Source organism: Rhodococcus sp. P3_B8 (genome assembly GCF_056402775.1).
This window is the reverse complement of sequence record NZ_JBFUGT010000025.1, coordinates 1-26,184: the sequence shown is the minus strand read 5'-3', so window position 1 is coordinate 26,184 and position 26,184 is coordinate 1. Positions and strand designations below refer to the sequence as shown.

Genomic DNA, 26,184 nt, shown 5'->3' with positions numbered 1-26,184 from the left:
AGGGACACGTTGCCTCTCAACCACATTGGTGTGCTCATTGCTTCCTTCCAGAGTCGCTGACGACCGGCTGGTGCCGTCAGGCCAGGTTTATGGACGGCGGTGCCGTCGAACGTTCTGGTTCTTCCTAACTGTTCGGGTGGTGTGCGGCGATCGTGGTTGCGTCGCGTTCGGGGTTGACCAGGATGGTGGCGGCGAGTGCGCCGACCAGCATGATGACTCCCACGATGACGAAGCCTCGGCCGTATCCAGCGGCGGTATCGGCGGCGCCGGAGACGAGGGAGCCGATGAGAAGTGGTGCCGCGACACCGCCGAGGCTGTAGATCGCGACGGTGATGGACATGACGGATCCGCGTTGTTTGGCGGGTACTACGTCGGAGAGCAGGGAGAACGCCAGTCCCCAGGCTGCGGTGTTGAGGGAGAACGCGAGCGCGATCAGCACCATTTGAGTGGGTCCGACGGGCAATGTTGTGAATCCGATCATGCACACACCGCCGGCGGCGAGTAGGCCGGCCGCGAACAGGGCGCGGGCGGTGCGGGACGATCGTCCGGCCAGCGAGAGGCGGGTGGAGATCAGGCCGGCGAGGAAGGTCAGGATGACGGCCGCGGCGAAGGGCAATGTGATCAGCAGTCCGGTGGCGTTGGCGCTGTAGTGCAGGCCTTCGCGCAGGTACAGCGGTAACCAACTCACCTTCAACGCGGTCGCCCAATAGGAGCAGAACGAGAAGATCGCGACACCGATCACCGTGGGGCGAGTCCACAGGAGCCGGACGGGCACGGTGTCGGGAAGCGTCACCGCCTGTTTCCCGGTGCCCGCCCCGGCATTGCCGGCGGGTCCTTCACCGCCGATGAACAGCCAGGCCACCAGCCAAATCACTCCGGCGGCCATGAGCACGAGAAACGCTGCGTGCCAGCTGTAGCTCTGGATGATCCAGGTCAGGACCGGGGCGGCGATCAGCGGGCCGAGGGAGGCTCCCATGATGACTACTGACGCCGGTAGTGAACGGCGGGTCGGGGAGAACCAGGTGTGGGCGATCTGCTGGGACAACGCCCCGGCGGGGCCTTCGGCGAATCCGAGCAGCATCCGGCAGGCGAGGAAGACCCCGAATCCGACCGTCGTGGTCATCGGGGCAAGGCTGAGCACCCACAGTCCGACCAGACCGGCGAGGAGCCATCGCGCGGAGATACGGCCGCCGAGGGATCCGAGAACGATCGCGCCCAGGGCGAACAGCCAGAAGAATGCGCTTTGGGCGGTGCCGAACTGTTCGCTGGTGAGTCCGAGGTCGGCCTTGATCTCGACGCCGGCGAGGCTGACGACGACCTTGTCGGCGAAGTTGATCAGCATGAACGCCATCAGCATCAGGGTGATGATCCAGCCGCGCCGGCGAACGCGGGGGCTGTCGAGTTCACGGTCGGCGGCGAGGCCGCCCTCGGTGCGGGTTTGTCGATTCTGTAGGGACACGAGTGCTCCTGGGGCCGTGACGGTGAGGGGTGGGTGGCGCGGTGGCGTGTCAGGTCACGTCAGGGAGTACTCGCCCAGCCGGTAGCGCGCGACGATCTCGTGGCTGTGTTCGCCGAGTTCGGGGACCCGCCCGGCGTCTGCGGTGCGGGGGGTGCTGCGGGAGCGGTAGGGGAGTCCTGGGATGGAATAGGTGTGTCCGTCGGCGGTGCTGCCGGTGGTGAAGATGCCGCTGGCAATCACATCGGGCGCACTGGGAACCTGGTCGTAGGTGCGAACGGCGCCGGCGACGATGCCCACGGAAGTCAGCGCCGTGAGGGCGGCTTCGGTGTCGAGGCCGGCGAAGAAGGGTGTGAGCGCGGCGAGGAGTTCGCCGCGGTGGGCGACCCTCGCCGGGTTGTCGGCGAAGCGGGGATCCTTCGGCAGGTCGGGTCGGCCCGCGAGGTCGCAGAGCTGGGTGAATCGCTGCTCGGTGTAGGCGGAGACGACGATCGAGCCGTCGGCGGTGGGGAAGATGTCGGCGGCCGGTGCCGCGGTCGGTTGCCCGTTACCGCGCCGGTGGGGCGCGACGCCGGTGAGGGAGTATTCGCCCCAGTTCACGCATTGCAGATCGATCGCCACGTCGAGCAGTGAGACGTCGATGTCGTCCCCGAGGCCGGTACGTTCTCGTCGGAACAGGGCCGCCAGCACCGCCTGCGTGACCACGTAGGAGGTGGCGTGGTCGACGAGCGGGAAACCGACCCGTTGCGGGTCTCCGTCCGCCTCTCCGGTCACGGACATCATGCCGGTTTCCGCCTGGGCGGCGATGTCGAGGCCCGGCCGGCGGCGGGAGGGTCCCTCGGTGCCGAAGCCGGACACCGCGGCGAGGACGACGGTGGGATTCAGTTCGCGTATTTCGTCGGCCGACAGGCCTAGCTTTTCCATCACCCCTGGTCGCAGGTTGTGGATCACGACGTCGGCTCGGGCGATGAGGGCCCGCGCGTGGCGGAGATCGTCCTCGGCTTTGAGGTCGAGCACGATCGACTTCTTGCGCCGGTTGTAGGCGCGCATGATGGCCTCGCCGTAGACGCCGATACCGCGCGCCTGGTCCCCGCCGGGGCCTTCGATCTTGAGGACGTCGGCGCCGAGGTCGGCCAGGGTCTGCGCGGCGCCTGGCGCCGCGATGTACTGACCGAAATCGACGACCATGATCCCGGTCAGGGGCAGGTCATCGGGAGCGTACGCAGAGTCTGGCATGGTTCCTCATTCTGTGCCGGTGTGGACCTCGGGGCTGGTGGAGCCGTTCTGGGTCCTCAGCCTGGCCGAATGGGTAGCTGTCGTACCATCGGCGGCTGTCACACTCTTCACGTCGGTAGTGTGTGACCCGTCACACCTAGGAGGCGTTCGATGCGCACCGCGCCCGAGGCAACCAAAGACGATCTGCAGTGCACGATCGCCCGTATTCGCCGGTCGGTGCCGCGGATGGCACGGGCAATCATCGACCGCTACATCGCCACCTCGCCGCTCTACACGCAGACCGCGGTGCCCGAACATTTGCACCGGGAAGGCGCCCAGACCGTTCGATCGCTGCTCGAGGTGTGCCTGCAGTCGATCACCGACGAGTCCATCGACGTCGCCGACACGATGCGCGAGAACATCGAACGCGGCACCGAACGAGTCGCGGAAGGATTACCGCTACGGGAGTACATGCGCTGCTGGCAGATCGGATTCGACGTACTCTCCGAAGAACTGGAACGCGAACTCGGCACCGACCACGGACTGTTCTGGTTCGCATACCGCCGAGCCCATACCACGTTTGACTGCATGTTACGAGAGGTCGTCTCCGCGTACGAGATCCACGCGCACGACCTCATTTCGGCGCAAGACCGAAACCATGCCCCCACCATCGATGCCCTCCTGCGCGGCGACGGGTGGGTGTTCGACGACCCCGACTCCGTCCCTGCCGAACCGAGCATCATGTTGCTGCACATCGGTGACACCCCCGCCGAAGGATCCGGCGACCGGAAGGCCCGATCACTGGCGGCCACACGGAAGGTCCGCGCCGTTCGCGCCCACCTCGCCAGGGCGGTCCCCGGCCTGTGGCTCATCGATGTCCGGCCTCGGCACGCTCGGATTCTGCTGTATCCACCGATCGGGGCTCTCGACCCGCTGGCCGTGGACCTTGCGCGGGTCAGCGGCGCACCAGTGACCATCGCGATCGAGGACGCCACCTCGATCGAGGATCTTCCGCGTGCCGGCACCACGGCCGCCGAGGTACTCGACATCGCGATCCGGTCCGGCCGCACCGGCACGGTCAGCCGAATGGGCGATGTCGCACTTGCGCACCATTTCGCCCACACCAGTGCGTCGCTGCCGGTGCTACTGGAGCGCTGCGCCCCGTTGCAATCACGATCGGACCTGGTGCACACCCTCCGGGTCTATCTGGCCAGCAACCTGGATCGACGGGCCACTGCCGACACCCTGGTGGTCCATCCCAACACCGTCGACAACCGGCTCAACCGCGTCCGCGAACTGACCGGCCTCGACGTACACGTCACCACGGAGCTGTTCACTCTCGCGGTCGCGGTCAGCGCCGCCACCGTTCACCCCGACGCGGGGGCCGACCACCCGCAGTGAATCTGTGATCGGTCACAGATTGGGGCCGGCAGGGGTGTGCGCGCAGACGATTGTTCTGCTGATGTCCGGTGCACAGAATGAGGCGCACGGATCGCAGCGTCGCGGTCCGACACCCACGCCGAGGAGAGCGCCACATGACGGACATCATCGACTACGCCGACAAGGTCTGGAAGGGCGAAGCCAACCAGAACGCCTACCACCACGGAGACCTCCGGAAGGAGGGAATGCACTACATCGCGGAGGGCGCATACATGTGGCCGGCGTTCGGCAACGTCTACGTATTTCCCACCAAGGCTGGTCTTTTCGTGTACGACACCGGCGACCGCCGCACCGCCGAAGACCTCTTCGCAGCCACCCGGCGAATCTCCGAGCAACCGGTGCACACGGCCGTCTACTCGCACGGACACGTCGACCACGTCTTCGGCATGGAACCGTTCGACACCGAAGCGCGCGAGCGCGGCTGGACCCGCCCCACGGTCCTCGCACACGAAAACGTCATCAGCAGGTTCGACCGCTACAAGGAAACCCGCGGCTACAACGGCATCATCAATCAACGCCAATTCCAGGCACCGAACCTGATGTGGCCGGACGAATACCGATACCCCGACGCCACCTTCACCGACCAGACCACCCTCGCCATCGACGACCTGCAGGTGCACCTCCACCACGCCCGCGGCGAGACCGATGACGCTGCGATCGCCTGGATCCCCGACCGCAAGATCCTGTGCTGTGGTGATTTCTTCATCTGGGCCAGCCCCAACGCCGGAAATCCGCAGAAGGTGCAGCGCTTCGCACACGAATGGGCCCAAACCCTGCGGTGGATGGCAGACCTGGGCGCCGAAATCCTGCTCCCCGGGCACGGGCTCCCGATCCTCGGCGCCGACCGAATCCGCACCACCCTCACCGACGCCGCCGAACTCCTGGAAATCCTGCACGGCCGCACCCTCGAGATGATGAACGCCGGAGCGACCCTCGACGAGGTCGTGCACACTGTCACCGCCCCCGCGGAACTGCTCCGCAAGCCCTACCTCGCACCCTCCTACGACGAACCGGAATTCGTCATTCGCAACGTCTGGCGCCTCTACGGCGGCTGGTACGACGGCAACCCCGCCAACCTCAAGTCCGCCGCCCGCGCCGACCTCGCCCGCGAGGTCGCGGACCTCGGCGGCGGCGCCGCCCAACTGGCCGAGCGGGCCCGCGCCCTACTGGCACGAGGCGAACACCGGCTGGCGGGACACTTCGCCCAGATGGCCACCGACGCCGATCCGCAGAGCCGCGACTCACATCAGGCCCGCGTCGACATCTTCGGCCAACTGGAACAAGGCGCCACCTCCACCATGGCGAAAGGGGTCTACGGATGGGCGGTGGCGGAATCGCGGGCCTTCCTCGACGGCAGCGACCACGCGACCGAACTGAAAGCCAAAACAGCCGGCCGCGCGCGATGGGCATTCTGACCTCAGACAATCCCCGTCCATCAGCGGACTCAGGTTCGGTGGATGAGGAACCGGACTACCGGTACACGCTGGCGAACGAACGCACCTACCTTGCCTGGATCCGCACCGCTATGGCGCTCCTGGCTGCGGGTGTGGCTGCCCATCAGTTACTTGCTTTGCCCTCCGGGGCACTGCAGATGACGATCACGATGGTGTGTTTCGGGCTAGCTGCCGTCCTCGCCTCCGGCGCGTATCTGCGCTGGAGGGCCGCGCAGTCGGCCATCAGGCGGAACCTGCCACTTCCGGGCTCCGTCCTCGTGCCCGCTCTCGCTCTCGGTCTGGGGATCCTCACGCTCCTCGCCGCCGGAGCGGCATTGTGGTCGTGATCGGGTCCGCCGACCGGGATCCGGGACTACAACCAGATCGCACGGCATTGGCCTGGCGGAGAACCACACTCTCCGCCGCGGCGGCGACGGTGGCGCTCCTCCACATTCCCACCGTCCACGGTGACCGCGCTGCTTCGCTCAGCTTGGTACCGATGGCGGTGCTGCTGCTCGCGATCACGTACGTCAGCCACCGGCGAGGCCGTTCGCTGCGGCGGGGGACTCAGGGAATGACCGGACACCATGCCGGTCTGATAGCTCTACTCGTAACGGCCACAGCGGTCGCCGCTGCCGCGACCGCAGCCTTTGCCCGATAGCCGCAGTCTCGAAACACAATTCGAAGCACACACTGGAAGGAGACACCGATGCCCGTTGCGGAAGTCGACAACAACCCGCTGTTCGGCGGCACCGAAATCACCGTTGTGGCCCCAGGAATCTTCACGATGGGCCTACAGGGAAATAGCTTGGCCGTAGAAACCGATGAGGGATTGCTCGTCGTCGACTCCGGACCGAGTCCATCCGTGGTTCCTCAGGCACTCGCACAACTCCGCGAACATACCGACCAGACAGTCCGCTGGATCGTCTACAGCCACGGCCACCTCGGCTACAACTACGGTGTGCCAGGGTTCCTGRCCGAAGCCGAGAGACGCGGAGAACCCCGCCCGACGATCATCGCCCACGAGAATGTCGTTCGCCGCTACCAGCGCTACATCGAGACCGCCGGACTCCAGAACCACATCAACTCCCGCCAGTTCCGTCGGCCGATCGAACAGTTCGCGCCGGTGCCGACCCTGACGTTCCCCGACCAAACCTACCGGGATGCAATGACACTCGGCGGCCCGAGCCGTCAGGTGCGGCTATTGTGGGCGCCTTCGGAGACGGACGATGTCACCGCCGTGTGGTTGCCCCATGAACGGATCCTCTACGGGAGCGCCGCAGTCATCGACAGCATCCCGAACATCGGCACGCCCATGCGCACCATGCGGGACGCCGTGCGGTGGGCGAACACCCTCGACAGTCTTGCCGCCCTCAATCCTGCCGTCCTGATCCCCGAGTTCGGATCAGTCATCCACGACGTCGGCGCAGAGCAGCTGGCCGCCACCTCGGCGGCACTTCGCTGGCTGCGCAGAGCCGTCGTGGAACGCCTCAACAAGGGAATGGGCGTCGACGACATCGTGCACGATATCGACTACCCGACCGAACTGTTCGACGTCCCGTGGATGAAACAAGCCTACGGGCATCGGGACTTCATCGTGCGGGACATCGTCCGCTCGGAAACCGGGTGGTGGGACGGCAACCCGACCCACCTACACCCCGCCCGGCCCGACATCGCCGCCAACGCACGCGCGGCAGCGATCACCGACAAGCAGGCCGTGCTCGACCAGGCACACCGACTGCGTGACGCCGGACAGGTTCAGGAAGCGCTGCACGTCGTCGATCTGCTGGCACTCGCGACCGCAGACTTCCCGGAGGCCCACCACGCCCGCACACTTAAATCCGAACTGAGTGCGCTTCTGGCCAAAGACGCACCAAGCTACGTCTCGCGCAGCTTCTATCGAGCCGTGACTTAAGCGGCACCCAGCAAGACGACAGGGCGGAGCCGGTCGAACTTGCGCAGCTCTCGCCCGGCAGATCGACGACCGTCAGCTCGTAAATTCCGGACCCGAACGATCCGGAGGGTTTGATTCCCCCGCTACGATCCATCGACGGGCCCTCGGTGCCGGAAAATTTCAACGTCGGGAACCATACGAACGATGAGCTTTCAGCGGCGAGGCCCACCGAATACGCGACGACGCCCGGGAGAGCAGCCACTGCTCGGCCCGGGCGTCGCGAAACTACGGTGCCGCCGGTCAGCCCACGGACATCGCATCAGCGGCGTCGACCGCGGGGTAGATGGGGTACTCCACACCGGACAGGTACTGGACAGTGCGCACCACCTGGCACGAGTATCCGAACTCGTTGTCGTACCAGACGTAGAGGATGGCGGTGTCGCCGTCGACGATCGTCGCGTTCGCGTCGACGATGCACGCGGCGCGCGAACCGATGAAGTCACTGGACACGGCATCGGTTGCAGCGGTGTAGTCGAGGTTCCGGCTCAGCGCTCCGGTGAGCGACTCCTGGCTGAGATGCTCGAGCACCTCCTCCCTGGTGGTCTCACGACCCAGCTGAAGGTGCAGGATGGCGACGGATACGTCCGGAGTGGGAACGCGGATCGAGTTGCCGGTGATCTTGGCCTTCAGCTCGGGGAGCGCCTTGGCGACCGCCGACGCGGCGCCGGTCTCGGTGAGCACGAGGTTGAACGGCGCTGAACGACCACGACGGTCGGCCTTGTGGTAGTTGTCCAAGAGGTTCTGGTCGTTGGTGAACGAGTGCACGGTCTCGACGTGGCCTCGAGACACACCGAATTCGTCGTCCATGGTCTTCAGCGGCGGGACGATGGCATTGGTGGTGCAGGACGCGCACGACACGATCTGCTCGTTCGGGTCGAGGTCGCGGTGATTGACGCCGTGCACGATGTTCGGGACGTCTCCCTTGCCGGGCGCGGTGAGCACCACCTTCGCGACTCCGGGGCGGAGGTGCTTCGACAGTCCGTCGCGGTCGCGCCAGATTCCGGTGTTGTCGATCAGGATGGCGTTGTCGATGCCATGCTCGGTGTAGTCGAGGCTCTCCGGGTCGTTGCTGTAAATGAACTTGATGACGTTGCCGTTGGCGATCAGCGTGTTGTTGTCGGTGTCGACCTTGATCGTGCCGTTGAACTGCCCGTGGACGGAGTCACGGCGCAGCAACGATGCGCGCTTGGTCAGATCGTCGCTGCCACCCTTGCGGACCACCACGGCACGCAGGTTCAGCCCATTGCCCGAGCCGGCCTTCTCGATGAGCAGTCGAGTGACGAGGCGACCGATACGCCCGAATCCGTACAGGATCACGTCCTGCGGCTGCGCGGGACTCGTCTGGGCGCCGCCGACCAGGTCGGCGAGGCTCCGTGCAACGAACTCTGGGACCGATGCTCCGTCACCGTTGGCGCGATAGGCCATCACCAGCAGTCCGAGGTCGATCTTCGAGGGCCGAAGATTGAGGTGAGTCAGCGCTTCGAGGAAGGGGAACGTCTCCTCGACCGACAGTTCATCGCCGCTGATCTGCCGGGCGAAACGATGGGTCCGCAGGATACTGATGACCGACTTGTTCACCAGGGAGCGACTGTGAAGCAGAATGGTCACCGAACGTCGGCGGTGCAGGCCGCCGATGATCGGGATCATCGCCTCCGCGAGAGCTTCCTCTGAATTCCACTGGGCCAGTTCCACTGTGCTCACTGCGCTTGTCTGCCTTCCCGGCTCATGTGGCGTGTCCTTAGGTGGGATGCCGGCGAGCGCACACCGTTCCACCAGCGGTGACCTGGATCACCGGACCCGGTTTCGCGACTCGCGGACACCGGCGCGCCCGACGCACTCATCATATGGAAGCGTTTCGTCGGGCCGACAGCCGGTCGCCGAAACGTCCGGTGGGACGAGAATCCGGCCACCTGCAAGCACGCAAGCGGTAGCCGTCAGGCAACAGGCCGAGTGCAGGAGGAGGGAGCGGCGGCGGCAGCAAGCAGGCGAGCTGCTGCTGTTATCGTCGGCGGCGGCGGTACTAGCCCCGCGCCATGTCGACGAACTTGGACAGGTGAAGCTGGTGCGCCACGGTGATCGTCGCTGTCGGGCCGTTACGGTGCTTGCCGAGGATGAGGTCGGCCTCGCCGCCGCGGGGGTCGTCGCGTTCGGTGGCGTCGGGGCGGTAGAGCAGGATTACCATGTCGGCGTCCTGCTCGAGCGATCCCGACTCACGAAGGTCGGCGACCTGGGGGCGCTTGTCCTGTCGCTGTTCGGGACCACGGTTCAGCTGGCAGATCGCGACCACGGGAACCTCGAGTTCCTTCGCCAAAAGCTTGAGGCTACGGGAGAACTCGGAGACTTCCTGCTGACGTGACTCGACCTTCTTACCCGAGCTCATCAGCTGCAGGTAGTCGATCACGATGAGCTTGATGTCGTGTTTCTGCTTGAGCCGCCGGGCCTTTGCGCGGATCTCCATCATCGTGAGGTTGGGGGAGTCGTCGATGAACAGCGGCGCTTCACTGATCTCACTCATACGTCGAGCGAGCTTCGTCCAGTCGTCGTCGGTCATCTTGCCGGAGCGCATGTCACCGAGCTTGATCTTCGCCTCCGCCGACAGCAGTCGCATGACGATCTCGGTCTTGCTCATCTCGAGCGAGAACATGACGCTGGCCATACCGTGCTTCACCGAGCACGAGCGCAGGAAGTCCATTCCCAGCGTGGAGTTGTGGGTGGGCACCATCGCGCGACCCGCAAGGTACAGGTGGTCGGCGTTGTCGACCTCGACGCAACGCACGGGGACGCTGTCGACCTTGCGCACGTCGGTGATGAATCGCGAATCAGAACGGACGGTGCTGCTACTTGCGCGACGCTCCTTGTGGAGCAGAGCCTTCCGTGGGAGTCCGAAAACTTCGTCATCGGTTGCGAATGTCAGGGTGTAGGCAGTCGACGACGCCTCCGTGCGACCGCGCACCTTCTTTGTGCTCATCTGGCAGCGGTAGCCGAGGCTGACGATCAGCTCCTGCGCGTCACGCACCAAACGCTCACTCGTAACGGAGAATTGCACGGAACCACCGGCCGTCACAGTGCCGTCGGTATCCAGCAAACCAGCAAGAACCCAGCGGCGCTGCAGCTCAGATCCGCGCAGGTACTGGACGGGAATGTGCTTGTTACCCAAGACCCCGAGGGTCCGAAGTCGCGCCTGTAGGGTGCCCACCTCGTTCCGGCAGGTCTGGCAGAGCCTCAAGCCGATCGAAGGCCCGCCGCAATGTGCACAGGTCGGAGCCGGCACCGGATCCGACATGAAACGCGCCTTGCCGCCGCAAGACTGACCACAGGTGCGCACCTGGCTCGTGAACGGCACGAACGATTCTCCGCACACCACGCAGTCGCGGGGAGCGGTCGGAGCCTCAGGTGCCAACTGCAAGCTGTATCGCAATTTCGCAGTCGTCGACGGAACCGCGACCAAGCCTTCCGCCTCGATCAGCATGATGATCTCGGGGTCGGCACACGTGATCTGAGCAGCCGCCGAAGTGCCGTCACCGAGCCACGCTCCGAGCGCGTACGGAGGCACCAGCAGGTCCTGTGCAGGCAACTCGAGCGGTTTCGCATTGGTGACCGAATGATTCACGCGCGCATCCACGGTAGAGCAGCGGAGTGTGGCGGCGATTTCGGCAGTTGTGCGGACTTCCGCGAACGTGCCCTGGTTCTTGTATCGGTTGTAGCCGGTGGCGGCCTGCTGCGCGGACCGCCGAGATGCCCGCGTCTCCGTCAACCACTGATGCTGCTCGTCGGCGACGAGGACGGTGCCGTCGGAGAACTCGACCTCGTAGCAGGGCCGGCCGACCATGATGTCGGTGGCGGCGACGACGCGGGTGGGCTTGCCGTCGGCGTCGATGAGGTGGTCGCCGACCTGGACGTCGCCCATGGTGGTCCAGCCGGTGGGTGTGGCCAGGGGAGTGTCGAGGGCGAGCGCCTTACCCACACCGGGTCGGGCCGCGACGATGATCATCTGGCCGGGGTGGAGGCCGTTGGTGATCTCGTCGAGTTCGACGAAGCCGGTGGGCACACCGAGGGAGATGCCGCCGCGGCTGGCGATGGAGTCGATCTCGTCCATCGTGGGCTGCAGGAGCTCCTCGAGGGGGACGAAGTCCTCGGTGGTGCGGCGTTCGGTGACCTCGAAGATCTCGGCCTGCGCGCGGTCGACGACCTCGGCGACGTCCTGACCGTCGGCGCCGGTGTAGCCGTACTGGACGATGCGGGTGCCGGCGTCGACGAGGCGACGCAGGATGGCCTTCTCCGCCACGATCTCGGCGTAGTAGCCGGCGTTGGCGGCGGTGGGGACGGTCTGGGTGAGCGTCACCAGGTAGGGCGCTCCACCGATCCGACGGAGCTCGCCCCGGCGATCCAGCTCCGCGGACACCGTGACCGGGTCGGCGGGCTCACCGCGGCTGTAGAGGTCCAGGATCACGTCGTACACCGACTGATGCGCGGGACGGTAGAAGTCGCCGGGACGGAGCACCTCGAGCACGTCCGCGATGGCGTCCTTGCTGAGGAGCATGCCGCCGAGCACCGACTGCTCCGCCGCCATGTCCTGAGGTGGCTGCCGGCCGAACTCTTCGCCGGGCTCCGCGTCAGGCGGACCCGGGTATTCGGAACGGCCCCGATCGTCTACTACAGCCACTCGACCGACCTTCCCCATCACTGTTGCGCCACCCCGGGAAATACTTCCCGGTGTTGGTGCCCCGAACTCTTTGTACTCGCCCCTACCGACAACCTTCGCAGGCTGTTCGCGGCAGCCGGCGTCGTGATCGCGAGACACGCCGGGACGACGTTAGGGATTAGCTACCCGGTGTTCAAACCAGCCTGTGTACACAGCTGGGGACAAATTGTGGAAACTGCTGGGTACGTTTGTTAACCCCATGGGGATAACCTGAGGATAAGTGCACATCACAATCCCAAAAACCCAGATCAGAGCCGTTTTTTGGTTTCTCACCACTGTGGATGAAAACCCGTTCGGCGTGTCTTTCGCGTTGACGACTCGGGCGTGTTGAGTTGGTCGCCCCTGCGTGGCAATATGATTCACCTCACAGATCGTCGGCGGGGCGGCTAACTTCCAGACACAGCTGGAAGCCGCTCCTCTGCGTGCTTCACACCAGTGAAAACGGGTTCGAGAGGGCGGCTGCGAGCCGGAATCGACAAGCACAGACCCCCCACACGCCGAGGCGTCCGGGGGGCCTGTGAGTGAACGAGTCGACTAGGCGCCGACGACGTTCAGGTGGAACTTCGCAACCACGTCGGGGTGGAGGTTCACGACGATGGCGTGCTTGCCGGTCGCCTTGATGTGAGCCTTCGGCAGCTCCAGATTGCGCTTGTCGACGACGGGTCCACCGGCGGCCTTGATGGCACCGGCGACATCGGCGGCGGTAACCGAACCGAAGAGCTTGCCCGAGTCACCGGCGGTCTTGACCGACAGCGAGATGTTCTCGAGGCCCTCGATGGCGTCCTTGAGCTCCTTGGCGTGGTCGAGTCCGCGCACGGCGCGAGCTTCCTGCGCACGACGGATGCCCTCGACCTGCTTCTCGGCGCCACGGGTGGCGACGATGGCCAGGCCGCGGGGCAGCAGGTAGTTGCGGCCGTAGCCGTCCTTGACCTCGACGGTGTCGCCAGGCGCACCGAGGTTGTCCACGTCAGCGGTGAGGATGAGCTTCATGTCTTTCCTCCCTTTCCTTAGCGAGCCACGGTGGCGTAAGGCAGCAACGCCACCTCACGTGAGTTCTTGACGGCAATGGCAACGTCGCGCTGGTGCTGGACGCAGTTGCCGGTGACACGGCGCGCGCGGATCTTGCCGCGGTCGCTGACGTACTTACGCAGAAGCGTCGTGTCCTTGTAGTTGATCTGCGTGTTCTTCTCTTTGCAGAAGATGCAGATCTTCTTCTTCATTACCTTGTCGCGCAAGGGCGGCTTCGGCATTAGTTTGCTCTTTTCTGGATGTTCCGATCAGGTACGGATCAGAACGGGGGTTCGTCGCTCCCGCCACCAGAGCCTCCGAAGGAGCCGGACGCCTGTGGCGCGCTGCCCCACGGATCATCTCCGCCGGTGTTGGATTGCGGACGTCCGCCGCCCGATCCGCCGGAGGAACCGAAGCCACCGCCGCTGCCGCCACCACGGTTGGCCTTGTTGACCTTGGCCGTGGCGTACCTCAGCGAGGGGCCGATCTCGTCGACCTCGAGCTCGACGACAGTGCGCTTTTCACCTTCACGAGTTTCGTACGAACGCTGCTTGAGCCGGCCGCTCACGATCACTCGCGAGCCACGGGTCAAGCTCTCCGCGACGTTCTCGGCTGCCTCGCGCCAGATGTTGCAACGCAGAAACAGTGCTTCGCCGTCTTTCCATTCATTGGTCTGACGGTCGAAGGTGCGGGGCGTGGACGCGACAGTGAAGTTCGCGACCGCGGCACCCGCGGGGGTGAATCGAAGCTCCGGATCAGCCGTCAAGTTTCCGATGACGGTGATGACGGTGTCGCCTGCCATATGGTTCCTCCTGCAGAATGTGGAGTTCGGTTGGGCACGAGCCTAGGGCTGGTGACCGACAGAAATCACTTGTTGTGGCGCAGAACCTTCGTACGCAGCACCGACTCGTTCAGACCGAGCTGACGGTCGAGCTCTGCGACGGTGGCGGGAGTAGCGCTGATGTCGATCACCGCGTAGATGCCTTCGCTGTGCTTCAGGATCTCGTAGGCGAGACGACGCTTACCCCAGACATCGACCTTGTCGATCTTGCCGCCGTCCTGGCGAACAACATTGAGGAACGTATCCAGCGAAGGAGCAACAGTGCGCTCGTCCAGGCTGGGGTCAAGGATGACCATCAATTCGTAATGACGCATAAGACCTCATCACCTCCTATGGACTAGTGAAAACGGCCACGGACTGTCCGTGGCAGGAGGGTCGTTGCGTCAGCAACCTTTGCAGGTTACACGACGAGCCCCTGACCAGCGAAATCAGGCCAGCCGGTGTGACGCCGGGAACCGTGGGGTACGCCGACACGATGGCAGAGGACAAGAAATTCCGACAGGGCGACGAGGTGGAGTGGAACACCCACGGCACCACCACGTCGGGGACGGTCGAGGAGAAGATCACCGAGGACACCGAGGCGGCGGGCCGCACGGTGCGGGCGTCCGAGGACGACCCGCAGTACCGCGTCGTCAGCGACAAGAGCGGGCGGGACGCCGTCCACAGACCCGACGCCCTGCGCCGGCCGAGCGACTGACCTCCGCACCCGCGGCGTTTCCGCTTCGCACGTGGAGGCCCGCGCACCCTAATGTGGATTCATGCATATCGGAGCTCGGCAGCGGTCGCCGATCACGGCGCTCGTCGTCGGGTTGGCGGGCCTCTCCATGCTCGCCGGCTATCTGCAGAAGGCGCGGTGCGCCGGGGCTCCGTTCGACGGCGTCGGGCGAAGCCTGATCTTCGACCGCATCAAGGACACACAGGTCTGCTACTCCGACATCCAGTTCCTGTGGCTCGGACGCGACGTCAACCTGCACGTTTTTCCCTACGTCACCGGGGGAATCAACGCCGACGGCATCCTCACCGGCGGCACCGTGGAGTACCCGGTGCTGAGCGGTGTGCTGATGTGGCTCGGCGGCATCGGTTCACACACCGACGCCGACTTCCTGCTGCACTCGGCGCTGATCCTCGCCCCGTTCGGCCTGCTCACGGCGTGGATGCTGGGACGGCTGGCCGGCTGGTGGGCGCTGCTGTGGTCGGCCACTCCGCCGCTGGTGCTGTATGCCTTCCACAACTGGGAACTGCCCGTGGTCGCGACGTCGGTGGCCGCGATCTTCGTCATGACACTCGAACGGATCCCCCTCCGCGCCCGTGCTGTCCTCGCGGCGGTGCTCCTCGCCGTCGGCTTCTGCCTGAAGGTGTATCCGGGTGCGTTCGTGCTTCCGCTGATCGCCTACGTCCTCACTCGGAACGGCACCGCCGGGCGGCGTTACGACGTGCGCGGCGCGGTGATGGTCGCGGTGGCCGCGATCACCACCGTCGTGGCGGTGAACCTGCCGTTCGCCCTCATCTCCTACAGCGGGTGGCGGGCGTCGTTCACGTTCCAGGAGAACCGTCAGGCCGACCTCACCACCAACTCCATCTGGTACTGGGGCCTGAGGCCGCTGTTCGGTCCGGTCGCCGACGACGTCCCGCTCCCCGCGTACGACCAGACGGTGAGCCTGCTGTCGCCGCTCCTCGTGTGCGCGGCGTTCGCGATCGCCCTGCGTCTCGGCTGGCTGCGGTTCCAACGCGACGGCGCCTACCCGTGGATCGCCGTCAGCGCCGCCATGCTCTGCGGATTCCTGCTGCTGCACAAGGTGCATTCGCCGCAGTACACGTTGTGGCTCATCCCCTTCTTCGTCCTGCTGCGCGTCCCGTGGGGGCTCGTCGCGGCGTATCTGGTGGCCGACCTGTCGATGGGGATCGGCGTCTTCAAATACTTCGGCGCGCTCGCCGCCCAGACCGACGCGTCGACGTTCGAGGTTCTCGTGAAGTTCGGGGTCTGGGGCCGCGCGGGACTGCTGGTGGTGCTGTTCTTCGTGTTCCTGCGCGCCGCCCAACGACATCCGCCCGTCCGCGGGCGCACCGGTCCCGAATCCGGCCGGCGGCCGGTGCTGAAATCTCCCGAGCCGGTGCGATGAGCGAATCCTGGTTCGCGCACCCCACACTGACCGGACGGCACGTCCGACTCGAACCGCTGGGCGAGGACCACGTCGACGGCCTGCTGGACGCCGCCGACGACCCCCGCATCTTCCACTGGACGTCCGCCGCCATCGCCGATCGCGACGACGCGGTGGCGTTCGTCCGCACCGCCGACGAGGATCCGACCCGCCTCGCGTACGCGCAGATCGACATCACCACCGAGCGGATCGTCGGCTCGACGTCGCTGTATCTGATCGACCCGAAGAACCGCAGCCTCGCGATCGGGCACACCTGGCTGTCCCGTTCCGCGCAGGGCACGCTCATCAATCCGGAGGCGAAACTGCTGTTGCTGCGGCGGGCGTTCGAAGACCTCGGCGCGGTCCGCGTCGAATGGCACACCGACGAACGCAACGCCCACTCCCGCGGCGCCATCGCGAAGCTGGGGGCCGAGTTCGAGGGAATCCTTCGCAAGCACCGACGTCGCCGCGACGGAACGTGGCGCAACACCGCACTGTTCTCGATGATCGACGAGGAGTGGCCGCGCATCTGCCCCCGACTCGAGGCACGAGTCGAGGGCTGACACGGTCACGTCACGTCACGTCACGTCACGCGACGGGTGCGGTGGCTGTCACTCTCTTCACGAACTCGACTACCGCCGAGCGCATTTCGGCACTGCGCGGAACCGCCCCGGACATCCAGAACGCGCCGTGCATCAGCCCGTCGAAGCGGATCGCCTCGGTGTCGACCCCCGCCTGCCGCAACGACTCGGCGTATGCCTCCGCCTCGTCGCGGGCCACCTCGTTCTCGGTGGTGAGCACGAGGGCCGGCGGCAACCCCTCGAGACCGCCGGCGCGACTCGGAACCGCGTACGGGTGCTTCGCATCCTCGGGGGAGGACAGGTAGTTGCTCCAGAACCAGTCGAGGTCCCCGGCGCCGATCACGTACCCCTCGGCGAACTCCGTCTTGGACGGGAGGTCCGCGTTCGGATCGATCACCGGGTAGATCAGCACCTGCCCCCGCAGGCGCGGTCCGCCCTCGTCCCGGGCCCGCAGCGCGGTGACGGCGGCCAGGTTGCCGCCGGCGCTGTCACCCATGACGACGACGTTGCCGGGGTCACCGCCGTAACTTTCGACGTTGTCGGCCACCCACTGCAGGGCGGCGGACGCGTCGTCGGCGGCGGCCGGGAACCGGTGTTCCGGCGCGCGGCGGTACGTCGCGGCGACGACGATCACGCCCGCGCCGTTCGCGACCGCCCGCGCCGGTTCGTCGACGACGTCGATGTCGCCGGCGACGAACCCGCCGCCGTGGAAGTACAGAACCACCGGGTGCGGCGCCCGGCCCTCCGGCACGTAGACCCGCAGCGCGATCTGCGCTCCGCCGCTCTCGTAGTGCGCTTCTTCCACCCGGGCGACGGGTTCGGGCGGCGCCTGCAGTCCGGTGAACGTCGCCACCACCGCCCGCGCCTCCTCCACGGTGCTGTGCTCGAAAGCCTTCAGCCCCTGCGCCTGTAGTCCGGCGATCAATTCTGCTGCGTGTGCGTCGAGTGCCATGTCGGTCTCCTTCGTAGGGGGTTTGGGGTCAGGACACGGTGGAGGCCACGCGGGCCTCCGCCCGGGAGAGTGCAAAACCGGAGTAGCCGCCTGCCACCACCTCGTCACACGTCGCCCGGTAGGTGGGGGCGCCGCCGAGGTAGACCATGCAGGCACGAGGCTTGCCGGGAATGTTCGCGCCCATGTACCACGAGTTCGTCTCCGGCAGCAGGGTCTGGTTGGCGATGTCGTTGGTCAAGGCACCCCAATCGCTTTCGGCCTGCGCGGTGGGCTCGATGACGTCGAGGTCGCGGCGGTCCAGGTAATCGATCGCGTCGGTCGCGAAGTCGACGTGGTCCTCAATTGCGAGGGGCATGTTGTAGAGCACCGACGGCGACTGCGGTCCGGTGATGAGGAACAGGTTCGGGAACTCGTTGACCATGATGCCGAGGTAGGTCTTGGGTCCGTGCTCCCACTTCTCGGCCAGCGGCAGACCGCCGCGACCGCGAATGTCCATGGCCATCAGCGGACCGGTCATCGCGTCGAATCCGGTTGCGAGGACGATGGTGTCGACCTCGTAGGTGCGGTCACCGACCCGGACTCCGGTTTCGGTGATCTCGTCGATCGGCGTGGACTTCACGTCGACGACGCTCACCGAGTCGCGGTTGAACGCCTCGTAGTAGTTGGTCTCGAGCGGGGGACGCTTGGTGCCGTACGCGTAGCCCGTCGGCGCCAGCGTCGCGGCCTTCGCCGGATCCTGCACGCGCTCGTGGATCCGGTCCCGGATGTAGTCGGCGATCGTGTCGTTGGCCTTCTTGTCGAACAGGATGTCCTGGTAGGAGTCGATGAACAACCGGAACCCGCCGGCGTTCCAGCGCTCGTCGAACGTGCGGCGGCGCTCCTCGGCATCGACGGCGAGCGCGGACGGCTGCACCTGAGTGAACGGGACGCCGAGGAAGTGGTTGCGGGCCGCGTTCCGCACTTCCGCGTAGTTGCTCTTGATATCCGCCACCTCGTTCGGGTCGATCGGACCGTTGCCGAGGGGGGTCGCGAAGTTGGGGGTGCGCTGGAAGACCACCAGTTCGGCGGCGTCCTCGGCGATGAACGGGATGGCCTGAATGCCGCTGGCCCCGGTCCCGATCACGGCCACCCGCTTGCCGGTGAAGTCGGCGCCCTCACGCGGCCAGTTTCCGGTGAGCAGCACCTCGCCGCGGAAGTTGTCGATACCGCCGAACTCCGGTGTCTTCGGCACCGACAGGTTGCCTGCCCCCGAGATGAAGTACCGGCTGCGCACGACGGCGCCGTCGTCGGTGCGGACCGTCCACACGGAGTTCTCGTCGTCCCAGTGCACGCCGACCACGCGGGTGTCGAACGTGATGTCTTTGCGCAGGTCGAAGCGGTCGGCGACGTGTTCGAGGTAGCGGAGGATCTCCGGCTGTCCGGCGAACTTCTCACTCCACTGCCATTCCTGCTGCAGGTCCTCGTCGAACGAGTACGAGTAGTGGACGCTCTCGATGTCGCAGCGGGCACCGGGGTACCGGTTCCAGAACCAGGTGCCGCCGACGTCCGAGCCGGCTTCGAACACCCGCGTCGACAGCTTCATCGTGTCGCGCAGCTTGCGCAGCGCGTAGAGGCCGGCGAATCCGGCACCCACGACGACGACATCGACGTCGGCAGAAGAAATGGGCTTTGACATGGTGTTGAGCTCCTCGAGGCGATGGGTTCCGGCCGGAGTCGAGCGGGCAACCGGGGTATGCCAACGACAATGACCCACGTCACATCACCCCCACACCGGGTAAAACACCCCCTCGGTTACCTGTGTTGTCCGTCACATTCGATGGGGGTAGGTTTCGTTCCACACCTGGCCACCGGACACGGGAGAAATCCACTGACTCGCTCGAGAGAACTCACGAGGTCGATGACCAGCTTCGTCGGCCGGCGCCGCGAGATCGAGGAAGCCCGCGCACGACTGCAGCAATCCCGGCTCGTGTCGCTGCTCGGTGCCGGCGGCGTGGGCAAGACGCGGCTGGCCGAGGAACTCGCGGTCCGCTCCGCGCGTGCCTTCCGCGATTCCGTCCGGTGGATCGACCTCGCGCCCGTCCGCGATCCCGCCGCGCTGCCCTCCGCGGCCGCGGCCGCCCTCGGCGTCACCGACCAGTCGAGCCGTGCGGTGATGGACAAGGTGATCGACCAACTGCAGTCCCGACATATGCTGGTCGTCCTCGACAACTGCGAGCACCTACTGTCCGCGGCAAGCGAATTCGTCGGTGCCGTCCTCGCCTCGGCGCCGGAGGTCCGGATCCTCACCACGAGTCGCGAACCGCTCGGGATCGCCGGCGAATTCACGTACCTCCTTCCGCCACTGAGCACTCCGGGTGAAATCGAGGACTGCCGCGCCGCGGACATCGCCCCGTTCGAATCGGTGTCGTTGCTCGTCGAGCGCGCGCAGGGCGTCGTCGCCGACTTCCGCCTCACCGACGCGAACGCCCCCGCCATCGCGCAGCTGTGCAATCAGCTCGACGGGATCCCGCTCGCCATCGAACTCGCCGCGGCCCGGCTGCGGTCGCTGTCCGCGTCGCAGCTCGTCGAACGACTCGACCAGCGTTTCGCACTCCTCACCGGCGGTGACCGGGCGGCGATGCCCCGCCAGCAGACGCTGCGCGCCCTCATCGACTGGAGTTACGAACTGTGCTCGGGCACCGAGCGGTTGCTGTGGTCGCGGCTCGCCGTGTTCCCCGGAAGCTTCGATCTCGAAGCCGCGGAAGCCATCAGCGGGTTCGGTGCGTTGTCGGACTCGCCGGTCATCGACGTCCTCGACCGCCTGGTCGGAAAATGTCTTGTCACCGTGGACCGTTCGACCGAGCGTCTCCGCTACTCGCAGCTGATGACGGTGCGAGAGTATGGGCACGAGCTCCTCGAGCTGAGCGGGGAGCGCGACGAGCTGTATCGGCGACATCTCGAGCATTATTCGGAGCGTGCCCGCCGGTCGTCGCTCGACTGGTGCGGGCCAGGACAATCCGAGATCCTCGCGGAACTGCGGATCGACCACCCCAACCTCGTGGCCGCCCTGGACTGGGCCCTGCACGACGACTCGCAGCGGGCGGCGGCCGCGGAACTGGCCGTCTCGCTGCGGTACCACTGGATCGCGGGCGGCAACCTGTCCGACGGGAGGACCCGGCTCGAGCGGATACTGCTACGGCTCACCGAACCCACCCGGGAACGGGGCGACGTGCTGTGGGTGACCGCGTGGACCGCGCTGATCCAGGGCGACCGCGACGCCGCGCGCGAGCACCTCGACGAGTGCACGGCGATCGCGACCACGCTCGGTGACGAACGACTGCGCGCGCACGCCGACCACTGGGCGGGGATCCACGCCGTGTTCTCCGGCCGCCCCGACGACGCCATCGGACTGTTCCGTGATGCCATTGCCGTTCACCGCGCCGTCGGCGACACGGCCTCGGTGCTGACCGCATCGTTCGAGATGGGCATGGCGCAGACCTACGACGGGCGACTCGACGACGCCCTCGAGACGTGCCGCGACGTGATCGCGGTGGCGGACGTGCACGGCGAGAAGTGGAACAAGGCCTACGCCCTGTGGGTTTCGAGCGTCGCGTACTTTCACCTGGGCCGGGACGACGATGCCGTCGATGCCGCCCAGCAAGCATTGCGGATCCAACGCGACTTCAAGGACAAGATCTGCACGGCCCTGTCGATCGAGGTGCTGTCGTGGGTGGCCACGTCGAGCGGTGACGCGAACGCGGCGGCGAGGCTGTGCGGCGCCGCGAAGGGCGTGTGGCATCGGCTGGGCACGTCCGTCGCGGCCTTCGGCCCGCACATCACCGACGACTCTCTCTCGTCGGAGCGCACCGCGGCCCGCATCGTGGGACCGGACGAGTTCGCCCAGCTCGCAACGCCTGCGGTCCGGCTCACGATCGAGGAGGCCGTCGACCTCGCACTGGGAACCCCCACCGAGCACAGGGCACCTCGCGCCGAGGCGTCACCGCTCACCAAACGGGAACAGGAAATCGCCGGCCTGCTCGCCCAGGGCCTCAGCAATCGGCAGATAGCCGAGTCGTTGGTGATCTCGCGGCGCACCGTCGACGGACACGTCGAGCACATCTTCGACAAGCTGGCCGTCAGCTCCCGCACGCAGGTGGCGGCGTGGGTCGCCGCCCGGGCTCATCCGCCCGCCGTGGAGACCGGCCGATAACCGGACCGTTACCGCCCGCCGCGCGAAAGGCACTGCACAGTCGGGAATCTCGACGGTCTATACTCCACCTCGTCGCCCACGGTCGTGGGCTCCACCACGGGGAGGCAACGCATGACGTCGCAGCAGCAGGACACCTCGGCGGACCACAGCGGGCCGCTGGCACCGCCGCCCGCCAGCAGTCTGCCGCTGGCCATTGTTGCGATCATCGCGTTCGTGCCGTTCGGCATCGTTGCACTGCTGCGCTCGCTCACCGTCCACCGACTGTGGGAGCGGGGCGAATACGACCTTTCGGTGCGCGCCGCCGCGGACGCCCGACAGTGGTCGATCCGCGCCATCGCCCTCGGCCTGTCGATCGCGGTGTTCGCGGTCGGGGCGGCGCTGGTGCTGTCGAAGCCCTAAACGCTGTGAGCGGGAGCCGATTCTACCGGCGGCCGCGGCCGTAGCCAGGCGGGCAGCCACCGCGGCTGCGCATCGGGCGCCTGGTCGAGCACGCCGCCCACCGGATCGTCGATGAAGCCGTATCGCACGAGGTCCTCGCCGGGCCGGTAGATCTGGCGGATGATCAGCGCGCAGATGACCACGACCGCAATGTCGCGGACCACCACCGCGGCGGTGAACCACTGCTCGGGGAGTCCCTTGTTGGACACGCCAAGGTAGTAGAACATCCGCGGCACCCACACCAGCGCGTCGATCGTCATCCAGGCCAGCAGGATCCGCCGGTGCGGGAACGCGAGCACGGCCAGCGGGACGAGCCACAGCGAATACTGCGGGCTCCACACCTTGTTGGTGAGGAGGAAACCCGCGACCAGCAGGAAACACAGTTGGGTCAGCCGCGGCCGTCGCGGCGCCGTCAGCGCGATGTACCCGATCCCGACACACACGAGGGCGAACAGCAGGAACGACACCGCGTTGAGCACGGTGGGCGCCTGACCGGCCGACAGGATCCCGTCGAATCCGGTCCAGCCCGTGAACGACGAGATGACGTTGTAGACGGAGTCCGGGTCGGCGCCGCGTTCGGAGTTGAGCCGGAAGAATTCGGCCCATCCGCGTGGGAACAGCAGGGCGATCGGCAGATTGACCGCCAGCCACGCGCCGATACCGGTCAGCGCCGTCACCGACCACTCACGGACCCTGCCCGTGCGCAGGCACAGCACCAGCAGAGGTCCGAGGAGCAGCAGCGGATACAGCTTGGCGGCACCACCGAGCCCGAGCAGGATTCCGGCGAGAACCGGCCGTTTCCGCGACCACGCCAGCAGCCCACCCGTAGCGAAAGCCGTTGCGAGGGGATCGAAATTCGTGAACACGTGCACGATCACCAGCGGGGACACTGCGATCAGCGCGGCATCCCAGATGCGCCGTCCGGCCAGCAGCGCACTCGCCCAGACGGTGACCAGCCACGCCAGCGCCAGACCGAACGCGACGACGTTGAAATAGATCGCTACCTGCAGCGCACCGGGCAGCCAGTGCACCGCATCCCACGACTTCGCGATCGTCATCGCGCCGTACTGGTAGAGCCCGGAGATCACCGGGTACTCCATGTAGCGGCGCTGGGTCTGGCCGTTGCCGGCGTCCTCCTCCCACCACTTCTTGTAAGGGAAGGCGCCCTCGTTCAACCGTTCCGCCCCGTACAGCGGGACCGTGTCCGAGTAGCACATGGCGACGTACTGCCGGCTGCCACTCCAGTCGAGCCCGAGCGCGCCGTTCTCGCCGACCGGCGCCTGCTGAATGCACGGCGCCTTCGCGAACCAGCCGAGCGCGAGAAACACGATCGCCAACAACAGAATGGCGCGCATCGGCGTGAAGAACCGGCTGCGCCCGACGACCGCATGCCGTCCGACCGGACCACCGATCACCCCGGAGAGGTCGGCGGTCAGCGGGTCGGTGCGCCCGGGAAGGTCCCGCCAATCCGCGGAACGCCGATCCTTCGCCAGCGGCGCGGGCGAGACGAATCCCGTCTCACCCGCGTCGCGGACGGCGTGCGCGTCAGGGTTGTCGGCCACTCCGCGAGGCTACCGGTCGCCGTTAACGGGCCGGAACCTGCTGTTGGCCGTTGCCGTTACCGGCGTTCGGCGGCGTCGTCGTCTCCGGTTCCTCCGGAACCGCCGGGGCCGCGGTGGTCGGCCTCGGTGCCAGACCCGGAATCGGAATGGTGATCCCGGGCAGGATCTCGACCGGCGACGGCGTCACGACCACCGGCGGCACGAGCTCCGTCGGCAGCTGGAACGTGCTCGTCGGCGGCGCCGACGTCTTGGTCGGTGCCGGTGCCGAATAGGCGGGGATACCCGACTGGCCACCGATCGCACCCGGCTTCGGGAACTTCTCGACGTCCGTGCCCTCGAGGGCGCCGTCCATCGTGTCCTTCCAGATGTCGGAGGGCAGACCGGAACCGTAGATCATGGCGCCGCTGCTGTTCTCCAGCGCCTGACCGTCCGTGGTGCCCACCCAGACCGCCGTGGACAGCGACGGGGTGTACCCGACCATCCAGGCGTCCTTGTTCTTGCCGGTGTCACCGAGCTGCGCGGTACCCGTCTTTGCCGCCGACGGGCGTCCGCCCGCCAGGTTGTGGCCGCGCGAGTACCCGGCGATGGGTTCCATCGCCGACGTCACGTTGTCGGCGACGTCCTTGTCGATGCGGTCCTCACCGGTGTCACCGCCGCGGTCGAGCAGGACCGTTCCGTCGGCGCTGACGACCTTCTGCACGAAGTGCGGCGCGTGGTACGTACCCGAGGCGGCCAACGTGGCGTACGACGACGCCATGTCGAGGACCCGCGACTGGTACTGGCCGAGCACGATGCCGTTGTTCGGACCGCTGCCGTCGGGCTCGGTCAGCGACGGCCCGACGCCGGGGATCTCCTTCGGGATGCCCGCCTTGTGGGCCATCTCGGCGATCGCCTGCGGTCCACCGTCTAGTTCGAGTTCCTGACGGTAGAAGCTGGTGTTCAGCGAACGCTTCAGCGCCTCGGCGATCGTGCAGGTGCCGCAGCCCTCGCCTTCGACGTTGCTGATGGTGATGCCGTTGACCGTGAGCTCCGAGCTGTCGTACATCTGCGACAGCGGAATGCCCTGATCCAGGGCCGCGGCGAGACCGAACACCTTGAACGACGAACCGGTCTGCAGTCCCGCGTTCGCGAAGTCGTACCCGCCGCCGTCCTCGCCGCCGTAGTACGCGCGCACCGCGCCGGTCTTCGGATCGACCGACACGACACCGGTCCGCAGGTTCTCCGGCTCACCCTCCATGTTGGAGCGCGCCGAATCCACCGCCGCCGCCTGGGCGACGGGGTCGATCGTCGTGGTGATCTCGAGACCCTCGGTGTTGAGCAGCTGCTCGCTGATCCCCGCCTCACCCAGCTCCCGCAGAACCTGGTTCTTGATCAGGCCCTCCGGCCCGGAGTCCTGGTTGCCGTTGTCGACCTGCGCGATCGGCACGTACGGCGGGTACTGCATCACCGACCGGGCCGACTGCTCCAGAGTTCCCGCCGACACCATGCCGTCGAGCACGTAGTTCCAGCGCGCCTGCGCACCCTCCGGGTTGTTCTCCGGATCGAGCAGCGACGGCAGCTGGATCGACGACGCCAGCACCGCGCTCTCCTCGACCGTCAACTGGTCGACGGGCTTGTTGAAATACGCCTTCGACGCGGCCGCGATGCCGTACGCACCACGCCCGAAGTAGATGGTGTTCAGGTACGCGGCGAGGATGTCGTCCTTGGACCACTCGCGGGCCATCTTCGACGAGATGACGAGTTCCTTCATCTTTCGCGTCAGCGAACGCTCGGAACCGACCATCGTCTTCTTGACGTACTGCTGCGTGATGGTCGAGCCACCGCCGGCGCTGTCCTTGCCCAGGACGTTGTCGCGGGCGGCACGCGCGAACCCACCGATCGAGAAGCCGGGGTTCGAGTAGAAGTCCCGGTCCTCGGCAGCGAGCACCGCGTCACGAGTGTGCTTCGGGATCTGGTCGAGCGTCACCTCGGTGCGGTTGCCCTCCGGCGGCACGACCTTGCTCAGCACCGACGTTCCGTCGGATGCGTAGATCGTCGCCACCTGGTTGGTCTTGAGGTCGCCGGGCCGCGGGACGTCCTGGACGACGTACGCCGCCATGAACAGCAGGATCGGAATGATCAGACCCATCGCGACGCACGCGTACGCCGTCCGGCGAACGATCTTCCACCGCGACTTCTTCACAGCCGTCTTCTTTCCACCCTKGGGCGGTTCGCCACCGCGGCCGCCGCCGGTCTTGCGACCGTTCGACGGCGGAGGTCCCGGCGGGCGCCCCCC

At 66.5% G+C, this 26,184-nt stretch carries 22 protein-coding genes; 10 read left to right on the top strand and 12 right to left on the bottom strand.

Annotated features, from left to right (window positions below):
* Positions 1–124 precede the first annotated feature (124 nt).
* A complete protein-coding gene (locus AC1D1G_RS12430) occupies positions 125–1,459 on the bottom strand; it encodes an MFS transporter (protein WP_283333275.1) in 1,335 nt (444 codons plus the stop codon).
* A gap of 54 nt (positions 1,460–1,513) precedes the next feature.
* The gene (locus AC1D1G_RS12425) at positions 1,514–2,692 is read right to left on the bottom strand and encodes a CaiB/BaiF CoA transferase family protein (protein ID WP_280779365.1); all 1,179 of its coding nucleotides are present in this window, start codon (positions 2,690–2,692) and stop codon (positions 1,514–1,516) included.
* 150 nt (positions 2,693–2,842) lie between these two features.
* Between AC1D1G_RS12425 and AC1D1G_RS12420 the strand changes: the two genes are divergently transcribed.
* The 5 genes from AC1D1G_RS12420 to AC1D1G_RS12400 all read left to right on the top strand — a co-directional run bounded on the left by AC1D1G_RS12420 (position 2,843) and on the right by AC1D1G_RS12400 (position 7,459).
* On the top strand, positions 2,843–4,072 hold the full coding sequence (locus AC1D1G_RS12420) for a PucR family transcriptional regulator (RefSeq protein ID WP_477952316.1): 1,230 nt from the start codon (positions 2,843–2,845) through the stop codon (positions 4,070–4,072).
* A 134-nt stretch (positions 4,073–4,206) separates the two neighbouring features.
* Positions 4,207–5,526 carry an alkyl sulfatase dimerization domain-containing protein gene (locus AC1D1G_RS12415; RefSeq protein WP_477952315.1) on the top strand — a complete coding sequence of 440 codons (1,320 nt, stop codon included), beginning with the start codon at positions 4,207–4,209 and terminating at the stop codon, positions 5,524–5,526.
* Positions 5,514–5,891 carry a YidH family protein gene (locus tag AC1D1G_RS12410; protein ID WP_280779362.1) on the top strand — a complete coding sequence of 126 codons (378 nt, stop codon included), beginning with the start codon at positions 5,514–5,516 and terminating at the stop codon, positions 5,889–5,891. Before AC1D1G_RS12415 ends, AC1D1G_RS12410 begins: the two co-directional genes overlap by 13 nt.
* A complete protein-coding gene (locus AC1D1G_RS12405; RefSeq protein ID WP_477952314.1) occupies positions 5,882–6,205 on the top strand; it encodes a DUF202 domain-containing protein in 324 nt (107 codons plus the stop codon). Before AC1D1G_RS12410 ends, AC1D1G_RS12405 begins: the two co-directional genes overlap by 10 nt.
* A gap of 48 nt (positions 6,206–6,253) precedes the next feature.
* Positions 6,254–7,459, top strand: coding sequence for an alkyl sulfatase dimerization domain-containing protein (locus AC1D1G_RS12400; RefSeq protein WP_477952312.1), 1,206 nt, complete (start codon positions 6,254–6,256; stop codon positions 7,457–7,459).
* 279 nt (positions 7,460–7,738) lie between these two features.
* Here AC1D1G_RS12400 and AC1D1G_RS12395 read toward each other — a convergent pair whose 3' ends face one another.
* The 6 genes from AC1D1G_RS12395 to rpsF form a co-directional block, all read right to left on the bottom strand.
* Positions 7,739–9,199, bottom strand: a complete 1,461-nt coding sequence (locus AC1D1G_RS12395) for a glyceraldehyde-3-phosphate dehydrogenase (RefSeq protein ID WP_283352208.1) — start codon at positions 9,197–9,199, stop codon at positions 7,739–7,741.
* Between the two features lie 319 nt (positions 9,200–9,518).
* On the bottom strand, positions 9,519–12,161 hold the full coding sequence (gene dnaB / locus AC1D1G_RS12390; RefSeq protein ID WP_317571469.1) for a replicative DNA helicase: 2,643 nt from the start codon (positions 12,159–12,161) through the stop codon (positions 9,519–9,521).
* Positions 12,162–12,734: 573 nt separating this feature from the next.
* The gene (gene rplI, locus AC1D1G_RS12385) at positions 12,735–13,190 is read right to left on the bottom strand and encodes a 50S ribosomal protein L9 (protein WP_009476433.1); all 456 of its coding nucleotides are present in this window, start codon (positions 13,188–13,190) and stop codon (positions 12,735–12,737) included.
* Between the two features lie 17 nt (positions 13,191–13,207).
* Positions 13,208–13,450: a 30S ribosomal protein S18 gene (gene rpsR, locus AC1D1G_RS12380; protein ID WP_005249686.1), complete on the bottom strand. Its 243-nt coding sequence runs from the start codon at positions 13,448–13,450 to the stop codon at positions 13,208–13,210.
* Positions 13,451–13,488: 38 nt separating this feature from the next.
* On the bottom strand, positions 13,489–14,010 hold the full coding sequence (locus AC1D1G_RS12375) for a single-stranded DNA-binding protein (RefSeq protein ID WP_005249678.1): 522 nt from the start codon (positions 14,008–14,010) through the stop codon (positions 13,489–13,491).
* Positions 14,011–14,075: 65 nt separating this feature from the next.
* Positions 14,076–14,363 carry a 30S ribosomal protein S6 gene (gene rpsF / locus AC1D1G_RS12370; RefSeq protein WP_005249677.1) on the bottom strand — a complete coding sequence of 96 codons (288 nt, stop codon included), beginning with the start codon at positions 14,361–14,363 and terminating at the stop codon, positions 14,076–14,078.
* Between the two features lie 161 nt (positions 14,364–14,524).
* Between rpsF and AC1D1G_RS12365 the strand changes: the two genes are divergently transcribed.
* The 3 genes from AC1D1G_RS12365 to AC1D1G_RS12355 all read left to right on the top strand — a co-directional run bounded on the left by AC1D1G_RS12365 (position 14,525) and on the right by AC1D1G_RS12355 (position 16,750).
* Positions 14,525–14,746, top strand: a complete 222-nt coding sequence (locus AC1D1G_RS12365; protein WP_280779753.1) for a hypervirulence associated TUDOR domain-containing protein — start codon at positions 14,525–14,527, stop codon at positions 14,744–14,746.
* 61 nt (positions 14,747–14,807) lie between these two features.
* Complete coding sequence (locus AC1D1G_RS12360; protein WP_009476436.1) at positions 14,808–16,169, top strand: glycosyltransferase 87 family protein; 1,362 nt, start codon at positions 14,808–14,810, stop codon at positions 16,167–16,169.
* Positions 16,166–16,750 (top strand): GNAT family N-acetyltransferase, encoded by a 585-nt coding sequence (locus AC1D1G_RS12355; protein ID WP_283333283.1) that lies wholly within the window; start codon positions 16,166–16,168, stop codon positions 16,748–16,750. The genes AC1D1G_RS12360 and AC1D1G_RS12355 overlap by 4 nt, the downstream gene beginning before the upstream one ends.
* A 25-nt stretch (positions 16,751–16,775) precedes the next feature.
* Here the strand turns inward: AC1D1G_RS12355 and AC1D1G_RS12350 are convergent, their stop codons facing one another.
* Entirely contained in the window at positions 16,776–17,720 is a 945-nt protein-coding gene (locus AC1D1G_RS12350) for an alpha/beta hydrolase (RefSeq protein ID WP_283333284.1), read from the bottom strand.
* 28 nt (positions 17,721–17,748) lie between these two features.
* Positions 17,749–19,395 (bottom strand): flavin-containing monooxygenase, encoded by a 1,647-nt coding sequence (locus AC1D1G_RS12345; protein WP_477952309.1) that lies wholly within the window; start codon positions 19,393–19,395, stop codon positions 17,749–17,751.
* A 222-nt stretch (positions 19,396–19,617) separates the two neighbouring features.
* Between AC1D1G_RS12345 and AC1D1G_RS12340 the strand changes: the two genes are divergently transcribed.
* Both AC1D1G_RS12340 and AC1D1G_RS12335 read left to right on the top strand, forming a co-directional pair.
* Complete coding sequence (locus AC1D1G_RS12340) at positions 19,618–21,909, top strand: ATP-binding protein (protein WP_477952307.1); 2,292 nt, start codon at positions 19,618–19,620, stop codon at positions 21,907–21,909.
* A gap of 111 nt (positions 21,910–22,020) precedes the next feature.
* A complete protein-coding gene (locus tag AC1D1G_RS12335; RefSeq protein WP_009476441.1) occupies positions 22,021–22,308 on the top strand; it encodes a CD225/dispanin family protein in 288 nt (95 codons plus the stop codon).
* On the opposite strand, the gene AC1D1G_RS12330 is transcribed toward AC1D1G_RS12335, so the two are convergent.
* Together AC1D1G_RS12330 and AC1D1G_RS12325 are read right to left on the bottom strand one after the other, a co-directional pair.
* Positions 22,305–23,909 carry a glycosyltransferase family 87 protein gene (locus AC1D1G_RS12330; RefSeq protein WP_477952306.1) on the bottom strand — a complete coding sequence of 535 codons (1,605 nt, stop codon included), beginning with the start codon at positions 23,907–23,909 and terminating at the stop codon, positions 22,305–22,307. The two genes, AC1D1G_RS12335 and AC1D1G_RS12330, sit on opposite strands and share 4 nt — an antisense overlap.
* A gap of 22 nt (positions 23,910–23,931) precedes the next feature.
* Positions 23,932–26,184, bottom strand: a 2,253-nt coding sequence (locus AC1D1G_RS12325; protein ID WP_477952305.1) for a transglycosylase domain-containing protein, incomplete at its 5' end; no start/stop codon positions are given.

Excerpts from the sequence above, each read along its gene's own strand:
- AC1D1G_RS12360 (WP_009476436.1), top strand. The coding sequence starts at position 14,808 with ATGCATATCGGAGCTCGGCAGCGGTCGCCGATCACGGCGCTCGTCGTC.
- AC1D1G_RS12355 (WP_283333283.1), top strand. The coding sequence starts at position 16,166 with ATGAGCGAATCCTGGTTCGCGCACCCCACACTGACCGGACGGCACGTC.
- rplI (WP_009476433.1), bottom strand. The coding sequence starts at position 13,190 with ATGAAGCTCATCCTCACCGCTGACGTGGACAACCTCGGTGCGCCTGGC.
- AC1D1G_RS12375 (WP_005249678.1), bottom strand. The coding sequence starts at position 14,010 with ATGGCAGGCGACACCGTCATCACCGTCATCGGAAACTTGACGGCTGAT.
- rpsF (WP_005249677.1), bottom strand. The coding sequence starts at position 14,363 with ATGCGTCATTACGAATTGATGGTCATCCTTGACCCCAGCCTGGACGAG.
- AC1D1G_RS12345 (WP_477952309.1), bottom strand. The coding sequence starts at position 19,395 with ATGTCAAAGCCCATTTCTTCTGCCGACGTCGATGTCGTCGTCGTGGGT.
- AC1D1G_RS12420 (WP_477952316.1), top strand. The coding sequence starts at position 2,843 with ATGCGCACCGCGCCCGAGGCAACCAAAGACGATCTGCAGTGCACGATC.
- AC1D1G_RS12415 (WP_477952315.1), top strand. The coding sequence starts at position 4,207 with ATGACGGACATCATCGACTACGCCGACAAGGTCTGGAAGGGCGAAGCC.
- AC1D1G_RS12340 (WP_477952307.1), top strand. The coding sequence starts at position 19,618 with ATGACCAGCTTCGTCGGCCGGCGCCGCGAGATCGAGGAAGCCCGCGCA.
- rpsR (WP_005249686.1), bottom strand. The coding sequence starts at position 13,450 with ATGCCGAAGCCGCCCTTGCGCGACAAGGTAATGAAGAAGAAGATCTGC.
- AC1D1G_RS12365 (WP_280779753.1), top strand. The coding sequence starts at position 14,525 with ATGGCAGAGGACAAGAAATTCCGACAGGGCGACGAGGTGGAGTGGAAC.
- AC1D1G_RS12410 (WP_280779362.1), top strand. The coding sequence starts at position 5,514 with ATGGGCATTCTGACCTCAGACAATCCCCGTCCATCAGCGGACTCAGGT.
- AC1D1G_RS12425 (WP_280779365.1), bottom strand. The coding sequence starts at position 2,692 with ATGCCAGACTCTGCGTACGCTCCCGATGACCTGCCCCTGACCGGGATC.
- AC1D1G_RS12335 (WP_009476441.1), top strand. The coding sequence starts at position 22,021 with ATGACGTCGCAGCAGCAGGACACCTCGGCGGACCACAGCGGGCCGCTG.
- AC1D1G_RS12350 (WP_283333284.1), bottom strand. The coding sequence starts at position 17,720 with ATGGCACTCGACGCACACGCAGCAGAATTGATCGCCGGACTACAGGCG.